This is a genomic window from Brevibacillus borstelensis, assembly GCF_037834415.1.
In the GTDB taxonomy this organism is placed as follows: Bacteria; Bacillota; Bacilli; order Brevibacillales; family Brevibacillaceae; genus Brevibacillus; species Brevibacillus borstelensis_A.
This window is the reverse complement of the sequence record NZ_JAUMSJ010000040.1, coordinates 1-22,651: the sequence shown is the minus strand read 5'-3', so window position 1 is coordinate 22,651 and position 22,651 is coordinate 1. Positions and strand designations below refer to the sequence as shown.

Sequence of the window (22,651 nt, the reverse complement as noted above, 5' to 3'; positions counted from 1 at the left end):
TCGGGAAGCCATTCTACTGGGGAGGATCGTTCATGAACAAGAAGTCTATTCGCGATACAGATCTGGCAGGAAAACGGGTCTTTTGCCGCGTCGATTTCAACGTGCCGATGCAGGACGGCGTGATTACGGATGATACACGGATTCGCGCTGCCGTGCCGACGATTCAGTTTTTGCAGGACGCAGGAGCCAGAGTGATTCTGGCCAGCCACTTCGGCCGTCCAAAGGGACAAGTGGTCGAAGAGATGAGGCTGACTCCGGTCGCGAAGCATTTGTCCGGACTTTTGGGAACAGAAGTAAAGAAGCTGAATGATTCGGTCGGCCCAGAGGTGGAAGCAGCCGTTGCGGGAATGCAAAACGGCGATGCCATCCTGCTGGAAAACGTCCGCTTCCATGCCGGCGAGGAAAAGAACGACCCAGAGTTGGCGAAACGCTTTGCGCAGTTGGCTGACCTGTTTGTCAATGACGCTTTTGGCGCCGCTCACCGGGCGCACGCGTCCACGGCAGGCATCGCAGATTACATACCGGCCGTTGCCGGGCTTTTAATGGAAAAGGAAATCCGCTTCCTCGGCGGCGCGCTGTCCCGTCCAGAGCGGCCGTTTACAGCGATCGTCGGCGGCGCGAAGGTGAAGGATAAAATTCCCGTGATTGAAAATCTGCTCACGAAAGTCGACCATTTGATCATTGGCGGAGGCATGGCGAATACGTTCCTCAAAGCGCAGGGCTACGGAATCGGCGCATCCCTTTGCGAGGATGACAAGCTGGATCTGGCCCGCACGCTGATGGAGCAAGCGAAAGAACGCGGCGTACAGCTGCTGATGCCGGTCGACGTGGTGGCGGCGGATCGGTTTGCCGCAGACGCAGACAAGCAGACCGTTTCCATCGATGCCATTCCGGAAGGCTGGATGGCGCTCGATATCGGTCCGAAAACTGTCGAGCTGTATCGCAAGGTCATCGTCGACTCCAAGACCGTCGTCTGGAACGGACCGATGGGCGTGTTTGAAATGGACGCGTTTGCAAGTGGCACGATTGGCGTGGCAAAAGCGATGGAAGCATGCCAGGGCACGACGATCATCGGCGGCGGCGATTCGGTGGCAGCTGTCGAAAAAGCGGGCGTAGCCGAGCGCATGACGCATATTTCTACCGGCGGCGGCGCATCCCTGGAGTTCATGGAAGGCAAAGAACTCCCGGGCGTGGCTGTGCTGCAGGATAACGAATAGGAGGGAGATTCCTCTTGAGAACCCCGATAGTTGCAGGAAACTGGAAGATGTTTAAAACGATTGCGGAGGCAAAGCAATTTGCCGATGCTGTAAAGAGGCAGGACGCGGTGGCAGGCGTGGAGCAAGTCATCTGCGCGCCGTTTACGGTACTCGCGGCATTGGCGGAAGCGTTGAAAGGGACTGATGTCGCCCTTGGCGCGCAAAACATGCATTTTGAGGAGCAGGGCGCATTTACGGGTGAAATCAGCCCGCTGATGCTGAAGGAAATCGGCGTTCGCTATGTGATCATTGGACACTCGGAACGCCGCCAGTACTTTAACGAAACAGACGAGAGCGTAAACAAGAAGACGCTGGCTGCCCTGAAGCACGGCCTGCGTCCGATCGTCTGCGTCGGAGAGAGCCTGGAAGAGCGCGAAGCCGGAAAGACCGCCGACGTCGTCCGCAAACAGACGGAAGCCGCTTTGACAGACGTTTCCACAGGTCAGCTCGCGGACGTGGTCATCGCCTATGAGCCGATCTGGGCGATTGGAACGGGCAAGTCCTCGACGGCGGCGGATGCCAATGAAACGATCGCGATTATCCGCAGCGTGATTGCCGAGCGCTTTGGACAGCAGGAAGCCGATAAAGTCCGCATCCAATACGGCGGAAGCGTAAAGCCGGAGAACATCGGCGGCTATATGGCCGAGAAGGACATCGACGGCGCGTTGGTCGGCGGCGCAAGCTTGGCGCCGGAAAGCTTTTTCGAGTTGGTCAAAGGCGCCAGATAAGGAGGAATCACCATGACACAACGTCCGAAACCGGTAGCCCTGATCATTTTGGACGGATTCGCCCTGCGGGAGGAGACGTACGGAAACGCCGTGGCGCAGTCCAAAAAGCCCAATTTTGACCGCTACTGGAATCAGTACCCGCACGCAACCCTTCAGGCGAGCGGACTGGCTGTCGGTCTGCCGGAAGGGCAGATGGGCAACTCCGAGGTCGGCCACCTGAACATCGGTGCGGGACGGGTTGTTTATCAGGACCTGACCCGGATCACGAAATCGATTCAGGAAGGCGACTTCTTTGAGAACGAAACATTGGTGAGCGCGTTCCAGCACGCCAAACAAAACGGCAAGCAGGTGCACTTGTTCGGACTTCTGTCCGACGGCGGCGTTCACAGCCACATCAACCACCTGTTCGCGATTCTGGACCTGGCGAAAAAGCAGGAAGTGGACCGCGTTTTCATTCACGGCTTTCTGGACGGGCGGGACGTGGCCCCGGACAGCGCGGTTCGCTACATTGAAGAGCTGCAGCACAAGATCGAGGAGCTCGGCGTAGGCCGCATCGCGACGGTGCAGGGCCGCTATTACGCGATGGACCGGGACAAACGCTGGGAGCGGATCGAAAAGGCGTACCGCGCCATGGTGTACGGGGATGCGCCAGCCTACACCGACCCGATCAAGGCAGTGAAGGAATCGTATGAGAAGTCGATCATGGATGAATTCGTCATGCCGACTGTGATCACGGACGATCAGGGCAAGCCTGTTTCCACGATCCAGAGCGGCGATTCGATCATCTTTTTCAACTTCCGTCCGGACCGGGCCATCCAGATCTCGCAGGCCTTTACCAACGAGGACTTCCGCGGATTTGACCGAGGAGAAGGGCGGCCGAGCGACCTGTACTTTGTCTGCCTGACCCATTTTTCCGAGTCGGTCGACGGTTACGTGGCCTACAAGCCGACCAATCTGGACAATACGCTGGGCGAGGTGCTTTCCCAGAAGGGGTTGAAGCAGCTTCGCATCGCCGAGACGGAGAAATACCCGCATGTCACGTTCTTTTTCAGCGGCGGCCGCGAGCAGGAGTTCCCGGGCGAGACCCGCATCCTGATCCCGTCGCCAAAAGTGGCTACGTACGATCTCAAACCGGAGATGAGTGCCCCTGAGGTCACGGAGGCGGTCGTGAAAGAGATCGAGGCGGAGAATTTTGACGCGATCATCCTCAACTTTGCCAACTGCGACATGGTCGGTCACTCGGGCAAAATGGAGCCGACGATCAAGGCGGTTGAGACGGTGGACGCCTGCCTCGGAAAAGTGGTGGACGCCATCATCGCCAAAGGCGGTGTGGCCATCATCACAGCCGATCACGGCAACGCTGATCTGATGCTGGATGAGGCGGGACGGCCGATCACCTCGCACAGCACGTACCCGGTTCCCGTGATCGTCACACGAGAAGGCCTGACGCTGCGGGAAGACGGCATTTTGGCCGATCTGTCCCCGACGATCCTTGGGCTGCTGGGCGTGGAACAGCCTGCCGAGATGACGGGCAAGCCGCTACCTGTGAAATAATCTTTATACAGAAAACGATTTTTGCGGACATGATGGCTTGACCGATCGAGGCTCGAATAGGTATGAATGTATGTGTAGCGGAAATGGTTATACATGAATAGCGAATAGAAGGAGATGGATGGCAAAATGGCGATGATTACCGATGTTTATGCACGCGAGATCATGGACTCCCGCGGAAATCCGACAGTAGAGGTGGAAGTGTATCTGGAAGACGGCTCGATGGGCCGTGCCGCAGTGCCGTCCGGTGCTTCTACCGGTGCGTACGAGGCAGTTGAGCTGCGCGATGGCGACAAATCCCGTTACCTCGGCAAAGGCGTTTTGAAAGCGGTCGAAAACGTGAACGAGATAATCGCTCCCGAGCTGATCGGCATGGATGCCATGGATCAGGTCGGCGTCGACATGGCGATGATCCAGCTGGACGGAACGCCGAACAAAGGAAAGCTGGGCGCAAACGCGATCCTCGGCGTGTCCATGGCGGTAGCGCGTGCGGCGGCAGAGTCCCTCGGCGTTTCCCTGTACAACTACCTGGGCGGCTTCAACGCGAAGACGCTGCCTGTGCCGATGATGAACATCCTCAACGGCGGCAAGCACGCGGACAACACCGTCGACATTCAGGAATTCATGGTCATGCCGGTAGGCGCTCCGTCCTTCAAGGAAGCGCTGCGCACAGGAGCGGAGATTTTCCACTCCCTGAAAAAGGTATTGAACGAAAAAGGCCTGAGCACCGCTGTGGGCGATGAGGGCGGCTTCGCGCCAAACCTGAAATCCAACGAAGAAGCGATCACCACCATCCTGGAAGCGATCAAAAATGCGGGCTACGAGCCGGGCAAAGACGTCTTCCTCGCGCTGGACGTGGCCGCTACGGAAATGTACAAGGACGGCAGCTACCACTTTGAAGGCGAGGGCGTCGTGAAGAGCACGGACGAAATGATCGCTTTCTACGAGGATCTCGTGAGCAAGTATCCGATCATCTCCATCGAGGACGGCCTGTCCGAAGACGACTGGGATGGCTGGAAAAAGCTGACCGACCGTCTGGGCGGAAAGGTGCAGCTCGTCGGCGACGACCTGTTCGTGACCAACACCGAGCGTCTGGCCCGCGGCATCGAGTCTTCCACAGGCAACTCGATCCTGGTGAAAGTAAACCAGATCGGTACGCTGACCGAGACCTTTGACGCCATCGAAATGGCAAAACGCGCAGGCTATACAGCTGTCATCTCGCACCGTTCCGGCGAAACAGAGGATTCCACCATCGCTGATATCGCTGTGGCGACCAACGCGGGTCAAATCAAAACCGGTGCTCCATCCCGTACCGACCGCGTGGCCAAGTACAACCAGCTGCTGCGCATCGAAGACGAGCTGGGCGATACCGCTCGCTTTGGCGGCCGCGCTGCTTTTTACAACTTGAAGAAGTAGGGACTGCGATTCTCCTTACAACTTGGGAAAAATAGGGACCCCTATCCGCAGTTTTTTGGAAGAGCTTTCTCCTTTAACAGGAGGAGGCTCTTTTTTTGGATGACGAGAGAGACGCTCTTGCTCAAGAAAACGAGGAACAAAAGAAGGTAGGAGAATGCAGAATAAAGGAGAATAGGTAGGGAAATAGTATGACGTTTTCGCTAACCGGCAGCATGGCGAAATCGAGGAAGAGACCAAACGATGGCGGGTGAACAGCCATTTCTGGAAATTATTCGGTGTTTTTGCAAAAGCTGATTCAGTGGGAAAAAGAGATAGCGGATCAGGTCCCTTATTTAGAAACTCCTACGAATTTATTTTTAGGGATTGATGATGCCCACAAAGCTGGCTACTCTTGTACTCCCATTGATGCCATCCCGTTTGCCTGGACTGGGCAGGATGGCATCCATTACGCCTTTCTTACCGATTTCGGGACAGCAAACAGTTTAGACGAGGCTCCGATTATCCGCGTATCGCCGATGGATTTTGGCGAATGCGTACGCTTGGTGGCCCGCAATATCCGGGACTTTTTTGCGATCCATCTCTTTGACAATGGCAGCCTGCTCTTGAATGAATTTGCAAGTGAGCAAGCTTACGTCGATCATATGCGGCGTTTGGAGGAAGAGGAAGAAGCCCTGGAATACTTGGATGTCCAGCGCTGGAAGACGGAAACGAATTTCGTGGCAGAAAGGGCGCAAGAAGCATTTCAGCTCCCTTTGATTGACAATCCGTATCATTACATCCAGGAAATCCGCAGGGACCGGCTGAGGCAAATCGTGCTGAAGACCAAGGACGGATTGGGAGTCATTCCGGTCGGTGACAAACGGCAAACGTACGAGCCTCATCCCTGGAGCAGTGTGGAGCCAGATCATACCCATTTGGATAAAGGCGTGTTGCAAGCATTCTTCAACCATGCAGAATATGAGACGAAATTGGCTTTCATTCGTGACTTTCAACAGCGGGCGATGGACGATACCGAAGCGAATGAATGGTTATGCGGAGAAATCGTCAAAATGGGGCTGGCGTTGGAAGCGAAAAACCTTCGTGGACGGATGATGGCGTAAGATGTAACAAAAATCAGGTGCTCCTATGGCAGTGGGAGAAGCACCCGATTTTTTCTCAGGATAGGAACCTGCAAAGATTTTACGCAGTGGCGGAAGGTATTATTTTTTCTGCTCGTGGTCTTCCTTGCCCTCCTGGAGCTCGATCAGCCGATCAAGCTTTTCCTCGATTTGTTTCAACCCGTCGTTGCGCTTGCTCGAGTTTCGGAGCAGCTTGCGGATAAACGCGGCAAGGGAGATGACAAAGAGTACGAGCAGTATGACGACGATCAACATGACAATGAGACCGGGAATGCCGAAACTGTGCAAGGATAGCAGCTCCTTTCAGTGGGTTTATAGGAAGGATTCTCCATCCGGTATGGTTTTCCTTGTACTTTCATAAAGTTTACGTAAACGAAATGAAGCAGGCATAAAAAAGGCTCCGCCGTAATACGTGCGAAGCTATGCTTATTTTTGCCAATCAGTGTTGTGCGTTGCTCGGGTGATTCACCGCTTAGGCGTGTACCGCGATTTTCTGCTCCGCTTTTTCGGCTTTCGCCCCTGCACCTGCAGCCGCACCCAGGCGGCTTTTGCTGAAAGGAATGCACATCGGCGTGTCGTAAATCGGATCGCGGGTGATCTGGCACTCCATCTGGAAGACGCGGCGGACCAGCTCTTCGTTCATGACGTCATGCGGATTGCCCTCGGCGAAGACGCTCTGGTTGTGCACGGCGACGATGTGGTGAGCGTAGCGGCAGGCGAGGTTCAGATCGTGCAGCACCATGACGATCGTCCGCTGCTCGGTCTGGTTGAGATCGTACAGCAAGTCGAGAATTTCGATCTGATGGGACATGTCCAAATAGGTGGTCGGTTCGTCCAGCAGAATCGTTTCGGTCCCTTGGGCCAAGGTCATGGCGATCCATGCGCGCTGGCGCTGGCCGCCGGAGAGCGAATCGACGGCGCGGTCGGCCAAAGCGGTGAGCTGGGTCGCCTCCAGTGCTTTAACCACCATCTTCTCGTCCTCTTCGGACCATTGCTGCAGCCAGCTTTGATGCGGATAGCGCCCTTGCTTGACCAACTGCAGGACCGTCAGCCCCTCGGGCGCAACCGGGCCTTGCGGCAGGATGGCGAGCCGTTTGGCCACTTCTTTGGTGGGGCGCTTGGCGATCGCTTCTCCGTCAAGCAGGATAGCGCCTTCCTTTGGCTTCAGCAGCCTGGCGAGCGACCGAAGGAGCGTGGACTTCCCGCAGCCGTTGCTGCCGATAAAGACGGTAATCTTTCCCCGCGGTATGGTCAAATCCAGCGACTCGATAATATTCCGTTCTCCATACGACAAAGTGAGTTGACGGGTCTCCAGAGCATGCACGCTGAACCGTCTCCTTTCGATTTAGCGATTTCGGTTTCTGTACAGCAGGTAAATGAAAAACGGTGCGCCGACAGCGGAAGTAAACACGCCGACCGGAACGTCGATAGGTGTAAACGCCATGCGGGCGATCAAATCAGCGATCAGGACGATGAGCGCTCCGATAAAGGCGGAGAGAGGCAGCGCGCTGCCAAATGACGGCCCGATCAGCTGCTTGGCGATATGCGGAGCCAGGAGAGCCACGAAGCTGATCTCTCCGCCCACAGAGACCGCCGTACCGGTCAGGGCTGCGCAGATCAGGAGCAGGAAGAAGCGGTCGCGCTGCACCGTGCTCCCGACGCTCATGGAAATATCGTCGCCCAGCTGCTGGATGTTGACCCGTCTGGCCATCAGCCCTGCGAGAAGAAGCAATCCAATCGTCCAAGGGAGGATCATCCGCGCGTCCGCCCAGGACACTCCGTAAATGCTGCCGGTCAGCCAGAGAATGGCCTTGTTTTGCAACAGGAACGGACTAAACATGATCAGCATGGTGACGACGGCGCTCGCCGCGATCTTGATCCCCACGCCGATCAGGACGAGGCGGAGCGGTGTCACGCCCTTTTTCCAGGCGAGAGCGTACAGCAGGAACATGATCAGCGTGGCCCCGAGAAACGCTACCGGTGGAAGCCACTTGATGCTCACCGTCTCAAAAAAGAGCAGGAACGCAACCGCGGCTACGGATGCTCCCCCGGAAACGCCGAGGATGTCAGGAGCGGCCAGGGGATTGCGAACGACCCCCTGCATAATGGCACCGGCTCCGGCGAGGGAAGCGCCGACCAGCACGCCGACGACGACACGCGGCATGCGAAACTGCTGAACGAGCAAAGCGCTTTGCTCGTCGCCCATGCCGACCAGCACCTTGAGGACATCCAGCGGAGAGACTTTCATCTCTCCCATCCCCAGGCTGATCACCGCGACAGCCAAAGTGGCGATAGCGGCAACCGCGGTCACCCATATCGATTTTTTGTGCAAATGAAAAGAAGAAAAGCGCTTACCGGGGCGCAGAGTCAGGTAGCCTTTCATCCTTTGTCCAGCCCCTTTCGTGCGACGTAGATGAAGAACGGAATGCCGATCAGGGCGGTCATAACGCCGATAGGCACCTCAGCCGGCTTGGCGACGAAACGAGCGCCGATATCGGCAGCCAAAAGGAGCGCCGCTCCCAACAGGCCGCTGTACAGCATCACCCAGCGCGTCTCGATCCCGACGAGAAAGCGGGCCAGATGGGGCGTGACCAATCCGACAAAGCCGATCGGACCGGCTACAGCGACGGAGCTGCCCGACAGCAGGACGATCGTGGCGCCTGCGGCCAGCTTTACCATTACCGTGCGTTGGCCGAGGCCTTTTGCGACGTCGTCTCCCATCAGCAGGGTCTGGATCGGCCTGGCCAGCAGAAAGGCGGCGATCCAGGCGACGATCATATAAGGAAAGAGTGCCGTCAAAAATTCCAGCTTCCGTCCGCCGACAGACCCTGAGAGCCAGAACAGCACTTCATCCACGGATTTTTCATTTAAGACCATCATGCCGTGACGGGCGGAAGCGGCCAAAGCGGTAATGGCTGCTCCGGCCAAGGTAAGCTTGACAGGCGTCATCCCATCCCTTCCGAGAGAACCGAGCAGGTAGACCACTACGCCGCTGACGGCAGACCCGAGAAAGGCGATCCATGTAAACTGCGTCAAAGAACTGATGCCCAAAAAAGTGATGGCCACCACAACAAAGAAAGCGGCCCCCGCATTTAGCCCGAACAGTTCGACATCGGCGATCGGATTGCGGGTCAAAGCTTGCAGCAGCGTCCCGGCAATCCCCAGACACATCCCTACAGCCAAAGCGTTGAGGACGCGAGGGACACGCACTTCCTTGATGACGATATGTTCATTGGAACCATTAAACTGCGTAAAGGCCTCGATTGCTGTATGCCAGCTTGTTTCCACAATGCCAAAAACGAGACTGGCGTAGCTCAAGTACGCAAGAAGCAAGAGGAAGAATCCCACTCCCAAAATCTTCAAATAGGTATTGGATAGCAAGGCTTTCATAGAAGGTTTTCATCCTTAGGTTGTATTGTCTCTATAAGCTGCGTACAGCGTATCCAAAGATAAGTGTAGATGTAGGAATTTTTCTTGTCAATGATTTTGAGAGTCATTATCAATTTGTTGTTGACTTCCTCCCGGGCTTGGTTGTAGGATATTCAGTGTCAGTGATACACATTCTCATTCTCATTGATTCGAATACAACCCGAAGGGAGTCATCATCATGTTTCAACGTACATACAAGGGGATCAAAGGAAAGATGTTCTTTTCCGTTCTCATGGCTCTTCTGCTGATTGTCACTGGCTGCGGCGGCCAACAGGCGGAGCAAAAACCGGCGGACCAAACGCAACCGGCCGGACAAACCTCCGGCAGCGCAGGCGGGAGCGGTTCCGATAAGGAATACATAGTGAAGCACGCCATGGGCGAAACGACTATTAAAGGAACACCGCAGCGCGTCGTCGTTTTGACTGCGCAGGGCGTAGAGACTGTAGTGAAGCTTGGTGTGAAACCGGTGGGGGCCGTTGGTTCCTTTACCGATCCGACCCAGTTTTATGAGCCGGTGAAACCGCATCTGGAAGGCACCAAAGCAGTAGGTTCCGAATCCCAGCCAAACCTGGAAGCGATCATGGCGTTGAAACCTGACTTGATCCTCGGTATGAAATTCCGTCATGAAAAAATCTACGAGCAATTGAAAGCGATCGCTCCTACTGTATTTGTAGAAGAGCCGCGCGGCGACTGGAAAGCGAACTTTATGCTGTATGCGGAAGCCCTGAACAAGAAAGCCGAGGGCGAACAGGTTCTTGCCGATTGGAACAAACGAGTCGAAGACTTTAAAGTAAAAGCCGGCGACAAGCTGAAGACGGAAGTGTCTGTCGTTCGCTTCATGCCTGGACGCGTACGCATTTACTACAAAGACACGTTCTTGGGCGCTATCTTGAAAGACTTGGGCGTAGCCCGTCCTGCCGCTCAGGATAAAGACAAGTTTGCAGATGAGGTAACGAAAGAGCGCATCCCGGAAATGGACGGCGACATCATGTTCTACTTCTCCTACGAAACCGGGGATGGACAAGCGAGCAAGCTGGAACAAGAGTGGACAAATGATTCGCTTTGGAAAAACCTGAAAGTCGTGAAAAACAACAAAGCTTTCAAAGTGGACGACGTTGTTTGGAACACCTCCGGCGGTGTCATCTGCGCGAACATGGTGCTGGATGAGCTGGAGAAGTACATTATCGGTCAGTAAACTGGTTCAAGGACAAAGAGGCGGCACGGCGTATGCTGTGCCATCTCGTTTTAAAGAAGAAGTCACCAGCTGTCAGGAGATGTTTCCTGGCAGCTTTTTTGTTGAGTATCGGAGGAAATGCGGAATGGGCGAAATACGTTACCATAATATGCTAAAATGTAATGTCGGGAGCAGGACAATCACCATGACGAGAAAGAAACCCGAAAGAGTGGGGGATGGAGAATGTCGCAAGCGCGTGCCATGTTCCTCATTTGTATCGCTGGCATCATGATGGTATTTGCGTTCTTAGGATTATGGGAGTCATATCAGCCTCGTGTCGGTCCTGTTGGAAATGGTCCCAACTATCAATGGACCTGGACCTGGTTTATTTTGCAGTTGTTCAATTCCGGGTGTTTTTTGACCTTGGGCATAAATGGTTTATACACGAGTAGGAAAAAGGAGCAGGAGAAATACGCTCAAACAAAAACCGCATAAAGAAGCCGCTCCCCGTAAAAGTGGGAAGCGGCTTTGTGGCAAAGAACTTCTCGTTATTGTGCCATTATATTGACGGCGCCTTTCGGATAAAAGACGTTTACGTGATCGACAAGCAATTTGTTTGCGTTTTGGCCGGTTGCCTTTCCGGAAAACACGAATTTCAATTCGTACTTGTCGGTTGCTTTATAGGTGTAAATCGTTTGACCGGACACGACGGCAGAAACGTCTGGCTTGCCGAGGGTGGATGTCACATCAGTGAGCGACAGGTCCTGCAAGCGGGTATCGTAGCTGCGAATATCGACAAGCTGCATTCCTTTGTTAAAGCCGAAGACGACTCCTTGCGTCCGGTAGCTGGCATACGTAATGCCGTTAACCCCGCCAAGCCTGTCGGATCGACCCCAGTCCTTTTCCACGGTGTCAAAGACGCTGGTTTCCACAGGGTATTCCACGCCGTACAGTCGGCCCTCTTTCGCAAGCTCTCGTATGCTTTGCACCAGCTCTGGCGTGGTGACGGCCTGCATCAGATTGACGGTTCCCCGAGGGTAAAACACATCGGTGCGGACAGCGCGGAGTTCGTTTTTGCCGTCATCTTCTCCCTGGTAGACCATTTTTAATTGGTATTTGTCTGTGACGTTGTAGATATGAATCGTCTGGCCTGCCAACAGGATGGCGCGATCCGGCTCCCCGAGCACGCGCTTTACTTCTGCCGAGGACAGGTAGTGCAGCTGAGAGCTTTTGCTGCGGATGTCAACGATCTGCATGCCCTTGTTGTACCCCAGGACAACCCCTTTTTCTCCGTATGTCGCATACGTGATGCCATTGGTGTAATCGGTGCGGTCTGGCTTGCCCCAAGCCTGCTCGATTTCGTCGTACATGGATTTTTCCAACGTGAGGTCCTGGATGAACGATTGTCCACGAACGGCTTTTTCCTGAATCGTGCGGATCAGGCTCTCTTCCTTGTCGTTCGATGCGATTGGAGCGCCCTCCCCTGTGCCGGTCTCCGTTCCCGTGTCGTTCGGGGCTCCATTCCCTTGGGACATGCCCCCCTGATGGGAACTTCCGGCTGGCTGCTGATTGGGGGCCGGGACAGTCGAATCTGGTGTCGCCGATTGCTTCCAGGTGATCAGTTGACTGCCGAGCCAAACGGTGGCGGCCAGCAAAGAAAAGGCGGCTGCTGTCCTGCCCAGCGTCGCCAGGCGATACGAGCTTTTTTGTCCATGACGGGAGCTTCTTTTTCCGATACTTGTATCTGTTTCGCGAATGGCGTTCATAATCTTCTCCTTTTGTTGTTGATTCAGTTTGATGTCGGGCAGATTTCGCAAATCGTCCAACCATTGATCATCGTACTTTGACGGCATTGCCGAACCCTCCTTTTTCCCTGAATTGCCATATGTCTTTCATCGCTTTCAAGGCTCGGTGGTAGGTAACATTGACCTTGCTTTCGCTCCATTGCAAAATGTCGGCCGTTTCCCTGGCAGACAGCTCTTTGATGCCGCGGAGGATCAATACCTCGCGGAAAGCAGGCTTCAGCTGCTGCAGGGACCGATAAAGCTCGCGCTGCTCCTCGTGAAGGTCCAGCCATTCCTCCGGCGTTTTCCGCTCGTCGCGGACGTCTCCCAGCCAACTGTCCGGCAGCCATTTGCGCAAGCGCTGTTTGCGCTGGTGGTCTATCGCGGTGTTGCGGGCGATCGACAGCAGCCAGGTTTTGGGCTGGGCTCTTCCTTCAAACAGGTCCAGTGCTTGCAGGGCCTTGATAAAGACCTCCTGGACCAAATCCTCCACATCAGCGGTGCCTGTGTAGTACACGAGAAACTTGTATATCTCGTCACCGTAGCGCAGGAACCATTGTTCGATGAGTGCTTTCTTGTCCACGTGTTCCCCACCTTTTACGGTTCTTGTATGTGTAATTGGACGATGCAGCTTTTTAAATCTTACAGTTTTTTTGGAGAAAATTTTGGGATCATCTTCAGCTTTTCGCTTTGAACGCGGTTTTGTTGTGGTTTGGCTTGGGCCGAGCTTTGGCGGAGGAGATGAAAAAGGAGAACATGCTCAGGGTGCGGTGGGACACTTCTCTGGGGTCGGCCTGTCCGGCTCCCGTTCAAAAGGGGAACCGCGTCCAAAAACAGCGAATTCAGGAAGTGTCTCAGGGTTGGACGCTAAAAGCGTGTTCCCCTTTTGAACGGGAGCCTGGGTTGGTGTCCCAAAGACCTTCGCATGTTCTCCTTTTTCATCTCTACCATCTTTTTGTTTTTGTCGGCAAAGCAAAGAAGAGGGGGCAGCGAGAGGGAGGAAGGAATGTTGAAATCTTGCTTCCTTAGCATTGGTGATTATTTGGAAATGTATCAAGCAACTTTCTTTGGATGATTTTAATCGGGTCTGCTTACTTAAATGGAAGATTTATGAAATAATAAACGAGATTGTAAATTCGGTAAAGGGAGGTGTTTATGAAAGGATGCTGAAAGAGATAGCCGTTCTCCGTTTGCTTGGCGTAATACTTGCTACGGGCCCCGTTTACGCGGCGATGACTTCATCTGGGTCTCCTGTTGCGATTTCCAGTGCTGATTCTTCAAGCGATAACCCAGTGGATTGGAAAATGGTTGAGAAGAAGCCGGAAATGAATGTGGAGATGCTGAAACAGTTGGATGCGGATGAGGCACAAGCGGTACGTATCATTGCCTATGATACCGGAATTGATCTTTCGGAATACAAAGCGGTGAAAAAGACGCTAATTTTCCAAATGGACCGTGCTTTGTTTGAGGAAGTACAAGCAGTTGCAAACATCAAAAATCTGAAAGGTGGAGATATGATACCAATCATCTATCTTCACGATTCCCATGAAAAACTGTATGTTCTTGAGAAAAAGCATAGCGGGGAAGGGATTGCGACTGCGTTTGTCTTGAAGGATGGCAAATGGGAGAAAACAAGAATAGAGGCAAAAGGATAAGCAGTAGCGCCTCTTGCGTGTATATGAAATGGAAAAAGCAATCGGGCCCATAGCAGAGGCCCGATCATTTGCCGTTTATTGCAGAGCCCGAGCTTCCATGTTCGGGCGTTTTTGATGTGCGGGATGCCGCGCTCCGATGGGCCAGACGAGCGGAGACACAGGTTTCGGCCGGAGCATGAGCTGAAATCAGATTTGAACGGTTTTTAGAGCCGCAGACTCACGGCCGAAGCATAGACTCGCGGGTGAACCACGAGGAATAGGCGAGCGCGCTGATCAGGGCGGCCGAGATGGCCGCGGACGAGGAAAAGGCGAACATGATCAGGATCTGGTAGCGAACCGCATCCAATGGGTTGGCTCCAGCGATAATCATTCCGGTCATGGTACCGGGCAGCTGGACCAGGCCGATGGTTTTCATCGTGTCAAAGGTGGGGATCATGCTTGCCTTTACCGCTCGTTTCAACACCTCGTGGATCGCTTGGCGCTTGCTTGCACCCAGGCAAAGCAAGGCTTCGATTTCCCCCCGGGCGGTCTCTGTCTCGCGTTTCATGTGGCTGAGAAACAGGCCGGCGACGATCATCGAATTCCCGATGATCATGCCCGTGATCGGGATCAAATACTGGGGCGTCGGTTTGATCAGACCCAGCACAAGCAGCAGGCTCATCGTCAGCGTCGCTGTCACGGTCAGGGAAGCGGCGACGCGCCACAAGATTCCCGGGAGGCCGTCTCCGCGCCGGGATGCGTTCCAGGAGGCTACGCCGATCATCATCGCGATTACCAGCGCTTGGTAGATCGGGTGGTCGGTGTGGAAGACGAACTGCAGCACGTAGCCGATCGCCAGCAGCTGCACGGCGCAGCGCACCGTTCCGACGGCAATTTCCTTTTCCAGGCCGAGCTTTTGCCACATGGACAGAAACAGGGCGATCACGACAAAGGTAAAAGAAAACCACAGGCTCATGGATGACATGGCGCATCCTCCTTTTTCGCAAGGTGAACGGCTAGAAACTCCTGGGCCTCCGGTGTCTGCGGTCCCTGAAAGAAGCGCTCGGCTGGAGAGTCTTCGAGAAGCCGGCCGCCAGCCAAAAACCAGATGCGCTGACCGACTGAGCGGGCTTGTTCCCAGTCGTGCGTGATCCACAGCAGAGTGGTGCCTTCGCGGCGATGGAGGTCTACGAGAAGCTCCTCTGTAGCCCGCTTGCTGATGGCATCGAGAGAAGCTGTAACCTCGTCCAGCAGCAGCACGGCGGGATGCAGCAGGAGAGACCGCACCAGTGCGACACGCTGCCGCTCACCCCCGGAAAGCTGTGCCGCCTGCTTGCTCCAGTCCATCTCACCGAGGCCCACGGCTTCCATCCATGTCCGGGCCTGTTCTGACTCGAAAGGGCGTTTGTGCAAACGGCTGACCGCCCGCAAATTGTCTTCCACGCTGCCGGGCAGCATGACCGGGTGCTGAGCGACGTAGCTTACGGACATTCTCCATTTTTCCGGTCCCCACTCAGACGGGGTTTTGCCCAAATGGCGGATCGTCCCCCCGTCTGCCATGTCCAAAAGTCCCAGCAGACGGAGGAGCGTGCTTTTGCCTTGACCGGATTTACCCATGATCAGCGTAATTTCAGGCGAAGCTATGTCTGCGGTTATATCGGAAAACAGCCAGGCATGAGGCGGTGTCGGGAGCCGTTTTCCCAGATGGTCCAGGCTCAAAACGCTGGTCATGAATACTCCTCCTTGGCGAGGTGTTCAAACAAAGGTTGCAAAAAACGAGAAAAACACCGAAGACGTGCTTGCTTCGGTGTTTTGTCAGGTGGCAGGATGACTTATGTACTATTTATGTTCGGACAGCCACTGTGCAACCGCTTGAATCTCCGGTTGTTTTTTCAGAAGGCCAGGAGGCATGCCGCCTTTACCCTCTTTAATGATTTTTGCGATTTCGTCGGCACTGTACTTGCCGCCTACCGTGGTCAGATTCGGCCCTGAAATACCTTCAAGGTTCTGGCCGTGACAGGAGGAGCAGTTTTGTTTGAACACGGTTGGCGCGTCGATGTTGGCAGTCGGTGCTTCGCCACCATTGGCTTGTTCTCCGTGTTGCGGCGGGAAAATAGCAGATCCTACGAGTGCGATGAGGAATACAAGAAACAAGATGCCAAACGAAGCAAAAAAGGCCTTCGCGGAATCAACTACGTCATTTTGATTCATGTCTTTTTTGTTCGAACCAGCCATCTGACAAAGACCTCCTAAGGCGAGTATAGCAGTACACATGCAATTTTACGGCAAAATCGTGACACATGCAAGGAAACCCGAAAACAGACAAAGAAAGTACACAATTATTAATAGAAACAATCTAAACGGGAAAGCAGGTTGCTGATCGCGCTTGTTTATGATAAAGTAGTGATGCTGGTCTTCATTTTATCTGCCGTATCTGCGGCATATGAATGAGTAAAACCGGACACGCTTACCCAAAAGGCTTAGCAACATTCTTTCATAGAATGTTCAACAATTGCAATTCTTACGCCTTGGAAATATGTCTTGAGGTGAATAAACATGGCATTGGCAGCAAAAATTTTGCTTATAATCGCAAGTATCGGCTTGATTATTGTCGTCCTGCTTCAATCCGGCAAAAGTGCCGGCCTCTCCGGCGCGATCAGCGGCGGCGCGGAACAAATGATGGGCAAACAAAAAGCCCGCGGGATTGACGCATTGCTCGGAAAGCTGACCGTTATCTTTGCAGTGGCATTCATGGTGTTTTCCATCCTGCTCGGTTATTTCTTGAAGAGCGGAGCATAAAGCACGATTTGTCGAAGACAGCAAGGCTACCTTGCTGTCTTTTTCTCTATTTGGTTTGCCGTGAGCGCGAGCGGCGAATACTACATAGTAAGAGAAGCTGGCGAGACACGTATTCGCGGCAGAGGAGGTTTAGAATGAAAGAACAAGATATACTCGCGTTCATGAGGGAGCAGGCGTACCATCCCATGACGGTGGCCGAGCTGGAGGCAGCATTCGGGATCACGGACTCCGACGATTTTAAACAACTGGTGAAAACGTTAAACCAGCTGGAGGATCGCGGGGAGATCATACGAACGAGGACCGACCGTTACGGTGTGCCTGAAAAAATGAATCTGATCCGGGGGAAACTGCAAAATCATCCCAAAGGTTTTGGGTTTGTCATAACCGACACACCTGACCAGAACGATATTTACGTACACGCCAACGACATGAATGGCGCTATGCACGGGGACACCGTCCTGGTGAGGATGGAAAAAATAAGCGGCGGAAACCGCGCGGAGGGCAGAATTATCCGCGTGGTGGAGCGGGGCATCACCGAGGTAGTGGGGACGTTCCAGGATGAAAACCATTACGCTTTTGTCATTCCGGACGAAAAGCGGATCGGGAAAGACATTTTTATTCCGAAAGAGGCGTACAACGGAGCGGTGGACGGACACAAGGTCGTGGTCAAAATCGTCCGTTACCCGGAAGGACGGGTCAATCCCGAGGGCGAAGTGGCGGAAATTTTGGGCCACAAAAACGACCCGGGTGTAGACATTCTTTCCATCATTCGCAAGTTTGGATTGCCGGAGGCTTTCCCGGCGGATGTCATCGCGGAAGCGGAAGCGGCGCCGGACCAAATCTCCGAAGAGGAGATCAAGGGAAGACGCGATTTGCGCGACCGCATGATGGTCACCATTGACGGAGCGGACGCCAAGGACCTGGACGACGCCGTTTCCATAGAGCTATTGCCCAATGGCAACTACCGGCTCGGCGTCCATATCGCGGACGTCAGCTACTACGTGCGGGAAAATTCGGCGCTGGATCAGGAAGCGTACCGCCGCGGCACCAGCGTTTACCTGGTGGACCGGGTCATCCCGATGCTGCCCCATCGCTTGTCCAACGGCATTTGCAGCCTCAACCCGAAGGTGGATCGCTTGACGATCAGCTGCGACATGGAGATGGACGCGGGGGCCAACGTAGTCAAATACGATATTTTCCTGAGCGTGATCCGCACCAACGAGCGGATGACCTACGCGGATATCCGCAAGATCCTGGAGGACAATGACGAGGAGCTCATCGCCAAATACGAGGAGCTCGTCCCGATGTTCCGCAAGATGGAAGAACTCGCCCGCAAGCTGCGGGCGAAACGAATGGCTCGGGGCGCGATCGACTTCGACTTCCGCGAGGCCAAAATTTACGTCAATGAAGAGGGCACCCCGACAGACATCGGTTTCCGGGTACGCTCCATCGCGGAAAGCATCATCGAGGAATTCATGCTGGCCGCTAACGAAACGGTGGCCGAGCATTTCCACTGGATGAAGGAGCCGTTTATTTACCGGATTCACGAAGATCCGAAAGAGGAAAAGCTGCAGGCCTTCATGGAGTTCGTCACCAATTTCGGCTACTCGGTTCGCGGAAAAGGCAATACGGTGCATCCGCGCGCGTTGCAGCAGCTTTTGGAAGAAGTGAAGGGGACGCCGGAGGAAGTCATCATCAGCACCGTCATGCTGCGCTCGATGAAGCAAGCGCGCTACGAAGCGGAAAGCTTGGGCCACTACGGGCTTGCGACGGACTTCTACACGCACTTCACGTCCCCGATCCGCCGGTACCCCGACCTCATCGTACACCGCAGAATCCGCGAATCGCTGGAGGGAGGGCTGTCCGAAAAGCGGCTGGCGCATTGGCAGGAGCATATGCCGCTCATCGCCGAGCATTCTTCCCAGCGCGAGCGTCTGGCCGTGGATGCCGAACGCGAGACGGACGACCTGAAAAAGGCGGAATACATGCTGGAGCGCGTCGGCGAGGAGTTCGAGGGCGTCATTTCGGGCGTCACCTCGTTCGGGATTTTCGTCGAGCTGCCCAATACCATCGAGGGCTTGGTCCACGTCAGCTTTTTGACGGATGATTACTACCATTACCATGAAAAAGCGTACGCGCTTATCGGCGAGCGGACAGGCAAGCAGTTCCGCATCGGCGACGTGGTGCAGGTACGGGTTTCCAACGTCAACGTCGACGAGCGTGCTATCGACTTTGAAATCGTCGGGATGAAAAAGTCGGGAGGCTTCCGCGGCCGCGAGAGAGGACCAAAGGTCATCGACGGCAGAGGCGGACAGCGTTCGGGCAGAAAATCCAAGCAGGAGCGCTCCGCAAAGCAAAAGCCGGAAGCGAAAAGAGAGCTGCACCCGGCAGCTTTCCGCAAGAAGCTCAAAGAACGAGGGCAAAAGACATACCGGCAAAACGTCAAACCGCAAGCGGACCTGGAAGGTGCGGGCGAGGTTGTCGCGCTGGGAAGTGCCGAAGGAGAGCAAGGAGCTCCGCGCGAGAAAGCGTTTTGGGAGGACTTTGTCCGCTCCAAGAAAAAGAAGCGCAAAAACGTAGCTGGCCAGGCGAAGAGGAAACGGCGGTAAAGCACCGCCGTCTCTTTGTTTACCGGGCTGTCAGAGCAGCTCAAAGCCGCTCATCTGTAAGCTGCCAGAATCCCTGGAATCTGCTGGAATTCGCTGAAAATCCCTGAAATCTACTGGAATCCGCTCAAAGCCACTCAATTCCGCTCAAAACAGCTGTCACAAGGAAAATGGTATTGCTGTATTAGGCGTTTTTTGCTATACTAACAGATACCATATTTTTTCATCCGGTACCAAGCGAGGTGATCTCCATGTCAAAACCGAAAACAGGTGTAAAAACGCTGGCTCAAAACCGCAAAGCGCGCCACGACTACCATATCGAGGAAGTCTACGAAGCAGGCATCGCCCTGACGGGGACGGAGATCAAATCCGTGAGGGCCGGACGCATACAGCTCAAGGACAGCTTTGCCCGCATCCAGAATGGCGAGATGCTGTTGTACAATGTCCACATCAGCCCGTATGATCAGGGCAACCGCTTCAACCACGAGCCGGAGCGTACGCGCAAGTTGCTGTTGCACCGTCTGGAAATCCTCAAGCTGAACAGTCTCACCCGGGAACGCGGCTATTCGCTCGTCCCGCTCAGCATCTACCTCAAGGGCGGCTGGGCCAAGGTGGAGCTGGCGCTGGTCAAAGGGAAGAAGAACTACGACAAGCGCGAGGATTTGAAGAAGAAGGATGCTGCGCGTGAAGTGGAGCGTGCGCTGCGGGAGCGGCAGAAGGTGTAGGAAGCTGTTAGGGAAGGCAGTATTGCCGGGCAGCGGGGGCCGTCTCGGTTTGAACCGCAGCAGGTCGGGCGATAGGACCGCAGCTCTTGCCTTCGAAAGACCGACGCAACGTGGCTGTGTTTTATGTAAGCCAAGCTGGCGCACACTGGCAAGGTTGCCACCAATATGGCGTTGAGAAGGGTATCGTTCATGTGCTATAGTAAAAGAGCAATGAGTGATGCCAAATCAAACGTCTGGGTGTGGAACCGTTTCCGTTTTCGCCTGGGCTTTTTTTATCTCGGCAAAGCTTGGCAAGGCGAGCTCTTGCTGTTAGACGATTATTCTCTGTTTTTAAAAGTGATTTGTTATAGAAGGCTCTCATTGCCTTTTTGACAACCATCGTCGCTTGCCTGATCGGCGGCGCGATCTTTTCCATCCTGGGGGCGTTCTGGATTCGACGGGGATGGTAGAGCATAAGAAGCGAGCCGGGGGGTTGCGGACCTCGTCATCAACGCAAACGCCATTAACTGGCAACAAACAACTTTCTCTCGCTGCTTAATAACCAGTGAGGCGCTACCATTCCATCGCCCATGTGGCATGACTAGCGCTCAACTTTAGTGGGATACGCCGGAGGTCTCCGCCTGGGGCCAAAGGAAGAAGAACAATCAGGCTAGGTCTTCAGCTGGCGTGTCGTTTCGCAGGTTGTTGACCGAAATTCTATAAAGCGACTGCGCTCGGAGATGCTTATGTATCGCTGTTTTCGGACGGGGGTTCGAATCCCCCCGCCTCCACCTTACTTATGCGAGGATACCACCTGTTGAAGGTGGTTTTTTCGTTTTTCGACGGCATCCTTGCGGAAAGGTAGCTACGCCTCAAAATAGGTTGTTAAATATAGGTAAATGGTAGATAATTGTCCTAGAGAATATTTCTCATTGAGGTGAAATAATGAATTCACGGAAATCAACGAGTGCAGCCTACATATTAGCAATTTTTTTAGGAGGCTTAGGTGCACATTTGTTTTATATAGGAAAATACAAACGAGCTGTATTTTATCTAATCTTTTGCTGGACCTACATACCATTATTCCTAGGTTGGATAGATTTGTTATTTATTAGGAAGTGGGTAATGGAGAAAAACAATTCTATAGAGAACTCCCCCATAGTTCCTATAAACTCCCATTTGAAAGCGCAAGAGAACAGATTAGAGAGTAAAGTATCAATAGATAATGGTAAGTTTATAAAGGAAAAAATGAACAAGTTGAAATTATTTTACAATGAGAATGAAATTATTCTCGATAAATATGCACATCTGAAGACCCCACAACACATCCTCGATGATATTAGAAATGTACTTCATTCAAAGAAGAAGAAACTTGAAACAGGGTATGGGATTACATTTGAAATTTCATACTCGAATAGTTCTATAGACTTTCTTAAAGACTCAATAAAATATGCAATTGAAGAAGGAAAACCTGCAGTTCACCAATCACTCATGGCATATTGGACTACGTTTAATCAATTAGATAAGAAACAAAAAGAATGGTATTTTTATTGGAGAAATCAGGTACTCCATAGAAATTATCTTAACACGGATTTAAGTTATCTTATTCTTTTTACATATGAGTTAATCAACTACTCTTTTAATCAAAATGCTGCCTTTAATGTTTCCATGATGGTTAGATTGCTTGAGGCTTACAAGGAAAGAAACTCCAAAGTGGAGCATTATCTGAGATCTTGGATACATGATTTTCTTATCGAATTGGATGAAAAAGAACTTGCTAAAGAGTGGGACAGTACAACAGTCAGAACAAATTCACTATATGACCGTCTATTAGAAAAGTCCGTTTCTTTAGAAACTATATCCATCACCCTTTGGAAGCAATATATCAATGGATATCGTGAGACTGAGTTCTTTAGGGCGAATAAAAGTAAAATTTACAAAATATTTAAGGAAAGCATCCCCTTATTACGGGAGGCATTTGAAGAACAAGGTATCTCGTATATGGAAAGGTGGTTTAAAGAGGTTAAGGGGACACAAAGCAATTATCTCTTTGGGAGCGCGGTAATCGGACGGAATATCTCACAAAGAGAGTATTTTATAGAAACCGTAGAGATAAGACCAACTCAAGAATTATACGATGATGTAACTACTCTTTTTAGGCTAGCTGAAAATGTTACAAGAATTGTTAAAGGAGAGAAGAGACAACTCAAAGTGAACGAGGAGAAGTTGCCAGAAGGACTAAAAGAGAGAATGGTTGATAGGTTTTCCAAGATTTCAGCATCTAAAACTCGATTTAAAAAGGTTCAAGACAGAAGTTCTCAATCCGAAGGAAGTAAAATTCCTCAACCGGAGACAGAGAACACACCACAAAAAGCATTTGTATTAGACTTCGAGCGTATCCAACAACTACAGCAGGAGAGCAAAGAACTTCAACAACTCTTTGAGGAAAGCC

At 53.0% G+C, this 22,651-nt stretch carries 21 protein-coding genes, 1 other RNA gene and 1 pseudogene; 14 read left to right on the top strand and 9 right to left on the bottom strand.

The window, feature by feature from the left end; translation table 11 throughout:
* Positions 1 to 32 precede the first annotated feature (32 nt).
* From Q3F21_RS22640 to Q3F21_RS22620, 5 genes are all read left to right on the top strand, one after another.
* Complete coding sequence (locus Q3F21_RS22640; RefSeq protein ID WP_340258122.1) at positions 33 to 1,217, top strand: phosphoglycerate kinase; 1,185 nt, start codon at positions 33 to 35, stop codon at positions 1,215 to 1,217.
* A 14-nt stretch (positions 1,218 to 1,231) separates the two neighbouring features.
* Positions 1,232 to 1,984: a triose-phosphate isomerase gene (tpiA, locus tag Q3F21_RS22635; protein ID WP_340258120.1), complete on the top strand. Its 753-nt coding sequence runs from the start codon at positions 1,232 to 1,234 to the stop codon at positions 1,982 to 1,984.
* 12 nt (positions 1,985 to 1,996) lie between these two features.
* Positions 1,997 to 3,538, top strand: coding sequence for a 2,3-bisphosphoglycerate-independent phosphoglycerate mutase (gene gpmI, locus Q3F21_RS22630; RefSeq protein ID WP_340258118.1), 1,542 nt, complete (start codon positions 1,997 to 1,999; stop codon positions 3,536 to 3,538).
* Between the two features lie 126 nt (positions 3,539 to 3,664).
* Entirely contained in the window at positions 3,665 to 4,951 is a 1,287-nt protein-coding gene (gene eno, locus Q3F21_RS22625) for a phosphopyruvate hydratase (protein ID WP_340258116.1), read from the top strand.
* Positions 4,952 to 5,226: 275 nt separating this feature from the next.
* A complete protein-coding gene (locus Q3F21_RS22620) occupies positions 5,227 to 6,051 on the top strand; it encodes a hypothetical protein (protein ID WP_340258114.1) in 825 nt (274 codons plus the stop codon).
* A gap of 99 nt (positions 6,052 to 6,150) precedes the next feature.
* On the opposite strand, the gene Q3F21_RS22615 is transcribed toward Q3F21_RS22620, so the two are convergent.
* The 4 genes from Q3F21_RS22615 to Q3F21_RS22600 form a co-directional block, all read right to left on the bottom strand.
* Positions 6,151 to 6,357, bottom strand: a complete 207-nt coding sequence (locus Q3F21_RS22615) for a DUF4083 family protein (RefSeq protein WP_340258112.1) — start codon at positions 6,355 to 6,357, stop codon at positions 6,151 to 6,153.
* 184 nt (positions 6,358 to 6,541) lie between these two features.
* Entirely contained in the window at positions 6,542 to 7,393 is an 852-nt protein-coding gene (locus Q3F21_RS22610; RefSeq protein ID WP_340258110.1) for an ABC transporter ATP-binding protein, read from the bottom strand.
* Positions 7,394 to 7,414: 21 nt separating this feature from the next.
* Positions 7,415 to 8,452 (bottom strand): FecCD family ABC transporter permease, encoded by a 1,038-nt coding sequence (locus Q3F21_RS22605; protein WP_340258108.1) that lies wholly within the window; start codon positions 8,450 to 8,452, stop codon positions 7,415 to 7,417.
* Positions 8,449 to 9,459, bottom strand: a complete 1,011-nt coding sequence (locus Q3F21_RS22600; protein WP_340258106.1) for a FecCD family ABC transporter permease — start codon at positions 9,457 to 9,459, stop codon at positions 8,449 to 8,451. The genes Q3F21_RS22605 and Q3F21_RS22600 overlap by 4 nt, the downstream gene beginning before the upstream one ends.
* Positions 9,460 to 9,676: 217 nt before the next feature.
* Here Q3F21_RS22600 and Q3F21_RS22595 point away from each other — a divergent pair, with 217 nt between their 5' ends.
* Positions 9,677 to 10,693: an ABC transporter substrate-binding protein gene (locus Q3F21_RS22595; protein WP_340258104.1), complete on the top strand. Its 1,017-nt coding sequence runs from the start codon at positions 9,677 to 9,679 to the stop codon at positions 10,691 to 10,693.
* 222 nt (positions 10,694 to 10,915) lie between these two features.
* Complete coding sequence (locus tag Q3F21_RS22590) at positions 10,916 to 11,167, top strand: hypothetical protein (protein WP_340258102.1); 252 nt, start codon at positions 10,916 to 10,918, stop codon at positions 11,165 to 11,167.
* A gap of 53 nt (positions 11,168 to 11,220) precedes the next feature.
* Here Q3F21_RS22590 and Q3F21_RS22585 read toward each other — a convergent pair whose 3' ends face one another.
* Positions 11,221 to 12,525 (bottom strand): YjgB family protein, encoded by a 1,305-nt coding sequence (locus Q3F21_RS22585; protein WP_340258100.1) that lies wholly within the window; start codon positions 12,523 to 12,525, stop codon positions 11,221 to 11,223.
* Positions 12,506 to 13,039, bottom strand: a complete 534-nt coding sequence (locus Q3F21_RS22580; protein WP_340258098.1) for an RNA polymerase sigma factor — start codon at positions 13,037 to 13,039, stop codon at positions 12,506 to 12,508. Before Q3F21_RS22580 ends, Q3F21_RS22585 begins: the two co-directional genes overlap by 20 nt.
* A 580-nt stretch (positions 13,040 to 13,619) precedes the next feature.
* On the opposite strand from Q3F21_RS22580, the gene Q3F21_RS22575 reads away from it, so the two are divergent.
* Positions 13,620 to 14,111, top strand: a complete 492-nt coding sequence (locus Q3F21_RS22575) for a hypothetical protein (protein WP_340258096.1) — start codon at positions 13,620 to 13,622, stop codon at positions 14,109 to 14,111.
* A gap of 217 nt (positions 14,112 to 14,328) precedes the next feature.
* On the opposite strand, the gene Q3F21_RS22570 is transcribed toward Q3F21_RS22575, so the two are convergent.
* The 3 genes from Q3F21_RS22570 to Q3F21_RS22560 all read right to left on the bottom strand — a co-directional run bounded on the left by Q3F21_RS22570 (position 14,329) and on the right by Q3F21_RS22560 (position 16,325).
* The gene (locus Q3F21_RS22570; RefSeq protein ID WP_340258094.1) at positions 14,329 to 15,075 is read right to left on the bottom strand and encodes an ABC transporter permease; all 747 of its coding nucleotides are present in this window, start codon (positions 15,073 to 15,075) and stop codon (positions 14,329 to 14,331) included.
* Positions 15,063 to 15,821 carry an ABC transporter ATP-binding protein gene (locus Q3F21_RS22565; RefSeq protein ID WP_340258092.1) on the bottom strand — a complete coding sequence of 253 codons (759 nt, stop codon included), beginning with the start codon at positions 15,819 to 15,821 and terminating at the stop codon, positions 15,063 to 15,065. The genes Q3F21_RS22570 and Q3F21_RS22565 overlap by 13 nt, the downstream gene beginning before the upstream one ends.
* A 108-nt stretch (positions 15,822 to 15,929) precedes the next feature.
* The gene (locus tag Q3F21_RS22560; protein ID WP_340258090.1) at positions 15,930 to 16,325 is read right to left on the bottom strand and encodes a c-type cytochrome; all 396 of its coding nucleotides are present in this window, start codon (positions 16,323 to 16,325) and stop codon (positions 15,930 to 15,932) included.
* A gap of 321 nt (positions 16,326 to 16,646) precedes the next feature.
* Here Q3F21_RS22560 and secG point away from each other — a divergent pair, with 321 nt between their 5' ends.
* From secG to Q3F21_RS22530, 6 genes and pseudogenes are all read left to right on the top strand, one after another.
* Positions 16,647 to 16,889 carry a preprotein translocase subunit SecG gene (gene secG, locus Q3F21_RS22555; RefSeq protein WP_340258088.1) on the top strand — a complete coding sequence of 81 codons (243 nt, stop codon included), beginning with the start codon at positions 16,647 to 16,649 and terminating at the stop codon, positions 16,887 to 16,889.
* Positions 16,890 to 17,023: 134 nt separating this feature from the next.
* Complete coding sequence (rnr, locus tag Q3F21_RS22550) at positions 17,024 to 19,498, top strand: ribonuclease R (protein ID WP_340258086.1); 2,475 nt, start codon at positions 17,024 to 17,026, stop codon at positions 19,496 to 19,498.
* A 248-nt stretch (positions 19,499 to 19,746) separates the two neighbouring features.
* On the top strand, positions 19,747 to 20,220 hold the full coding sequence (gene smpB / locus Q3F21_RS22545; RefSeq protein WP_340258084.1) for an SsrA-binding protein SmpB: 474 nt from the start codon (positions 19,747 to 19,749) through the stop codon (positions 20,218 to 20,220).
* Positions 20,221 to 20,638: 418 nt separating this feature from the next.
* Positions 20,639 to 20,993: a transfer-messenger RNA gene (ssrA, locus tag Q3F21_RS22540) on the top strand.
* 151 nt (positions 20,994 to 21,144) lie between these two features.
* Positions 21,145 to 21,291: pseudogene (locus Q3F21_RS22535) on the top strand (TM2 domain-containing protein); the annotation flags it as partial.
* 33 nt (positions 21,292 to 21,324) lie between these two features.
* Positions 21,325 to 22,651, top strand: a 1,327-nt coding sequence (locus tag Q3F21_RS22530; protein WP_340258169.1) for a TerB N-terminal domain-containing protein, incomplete at its 3' end; no start/stop codon positions are given.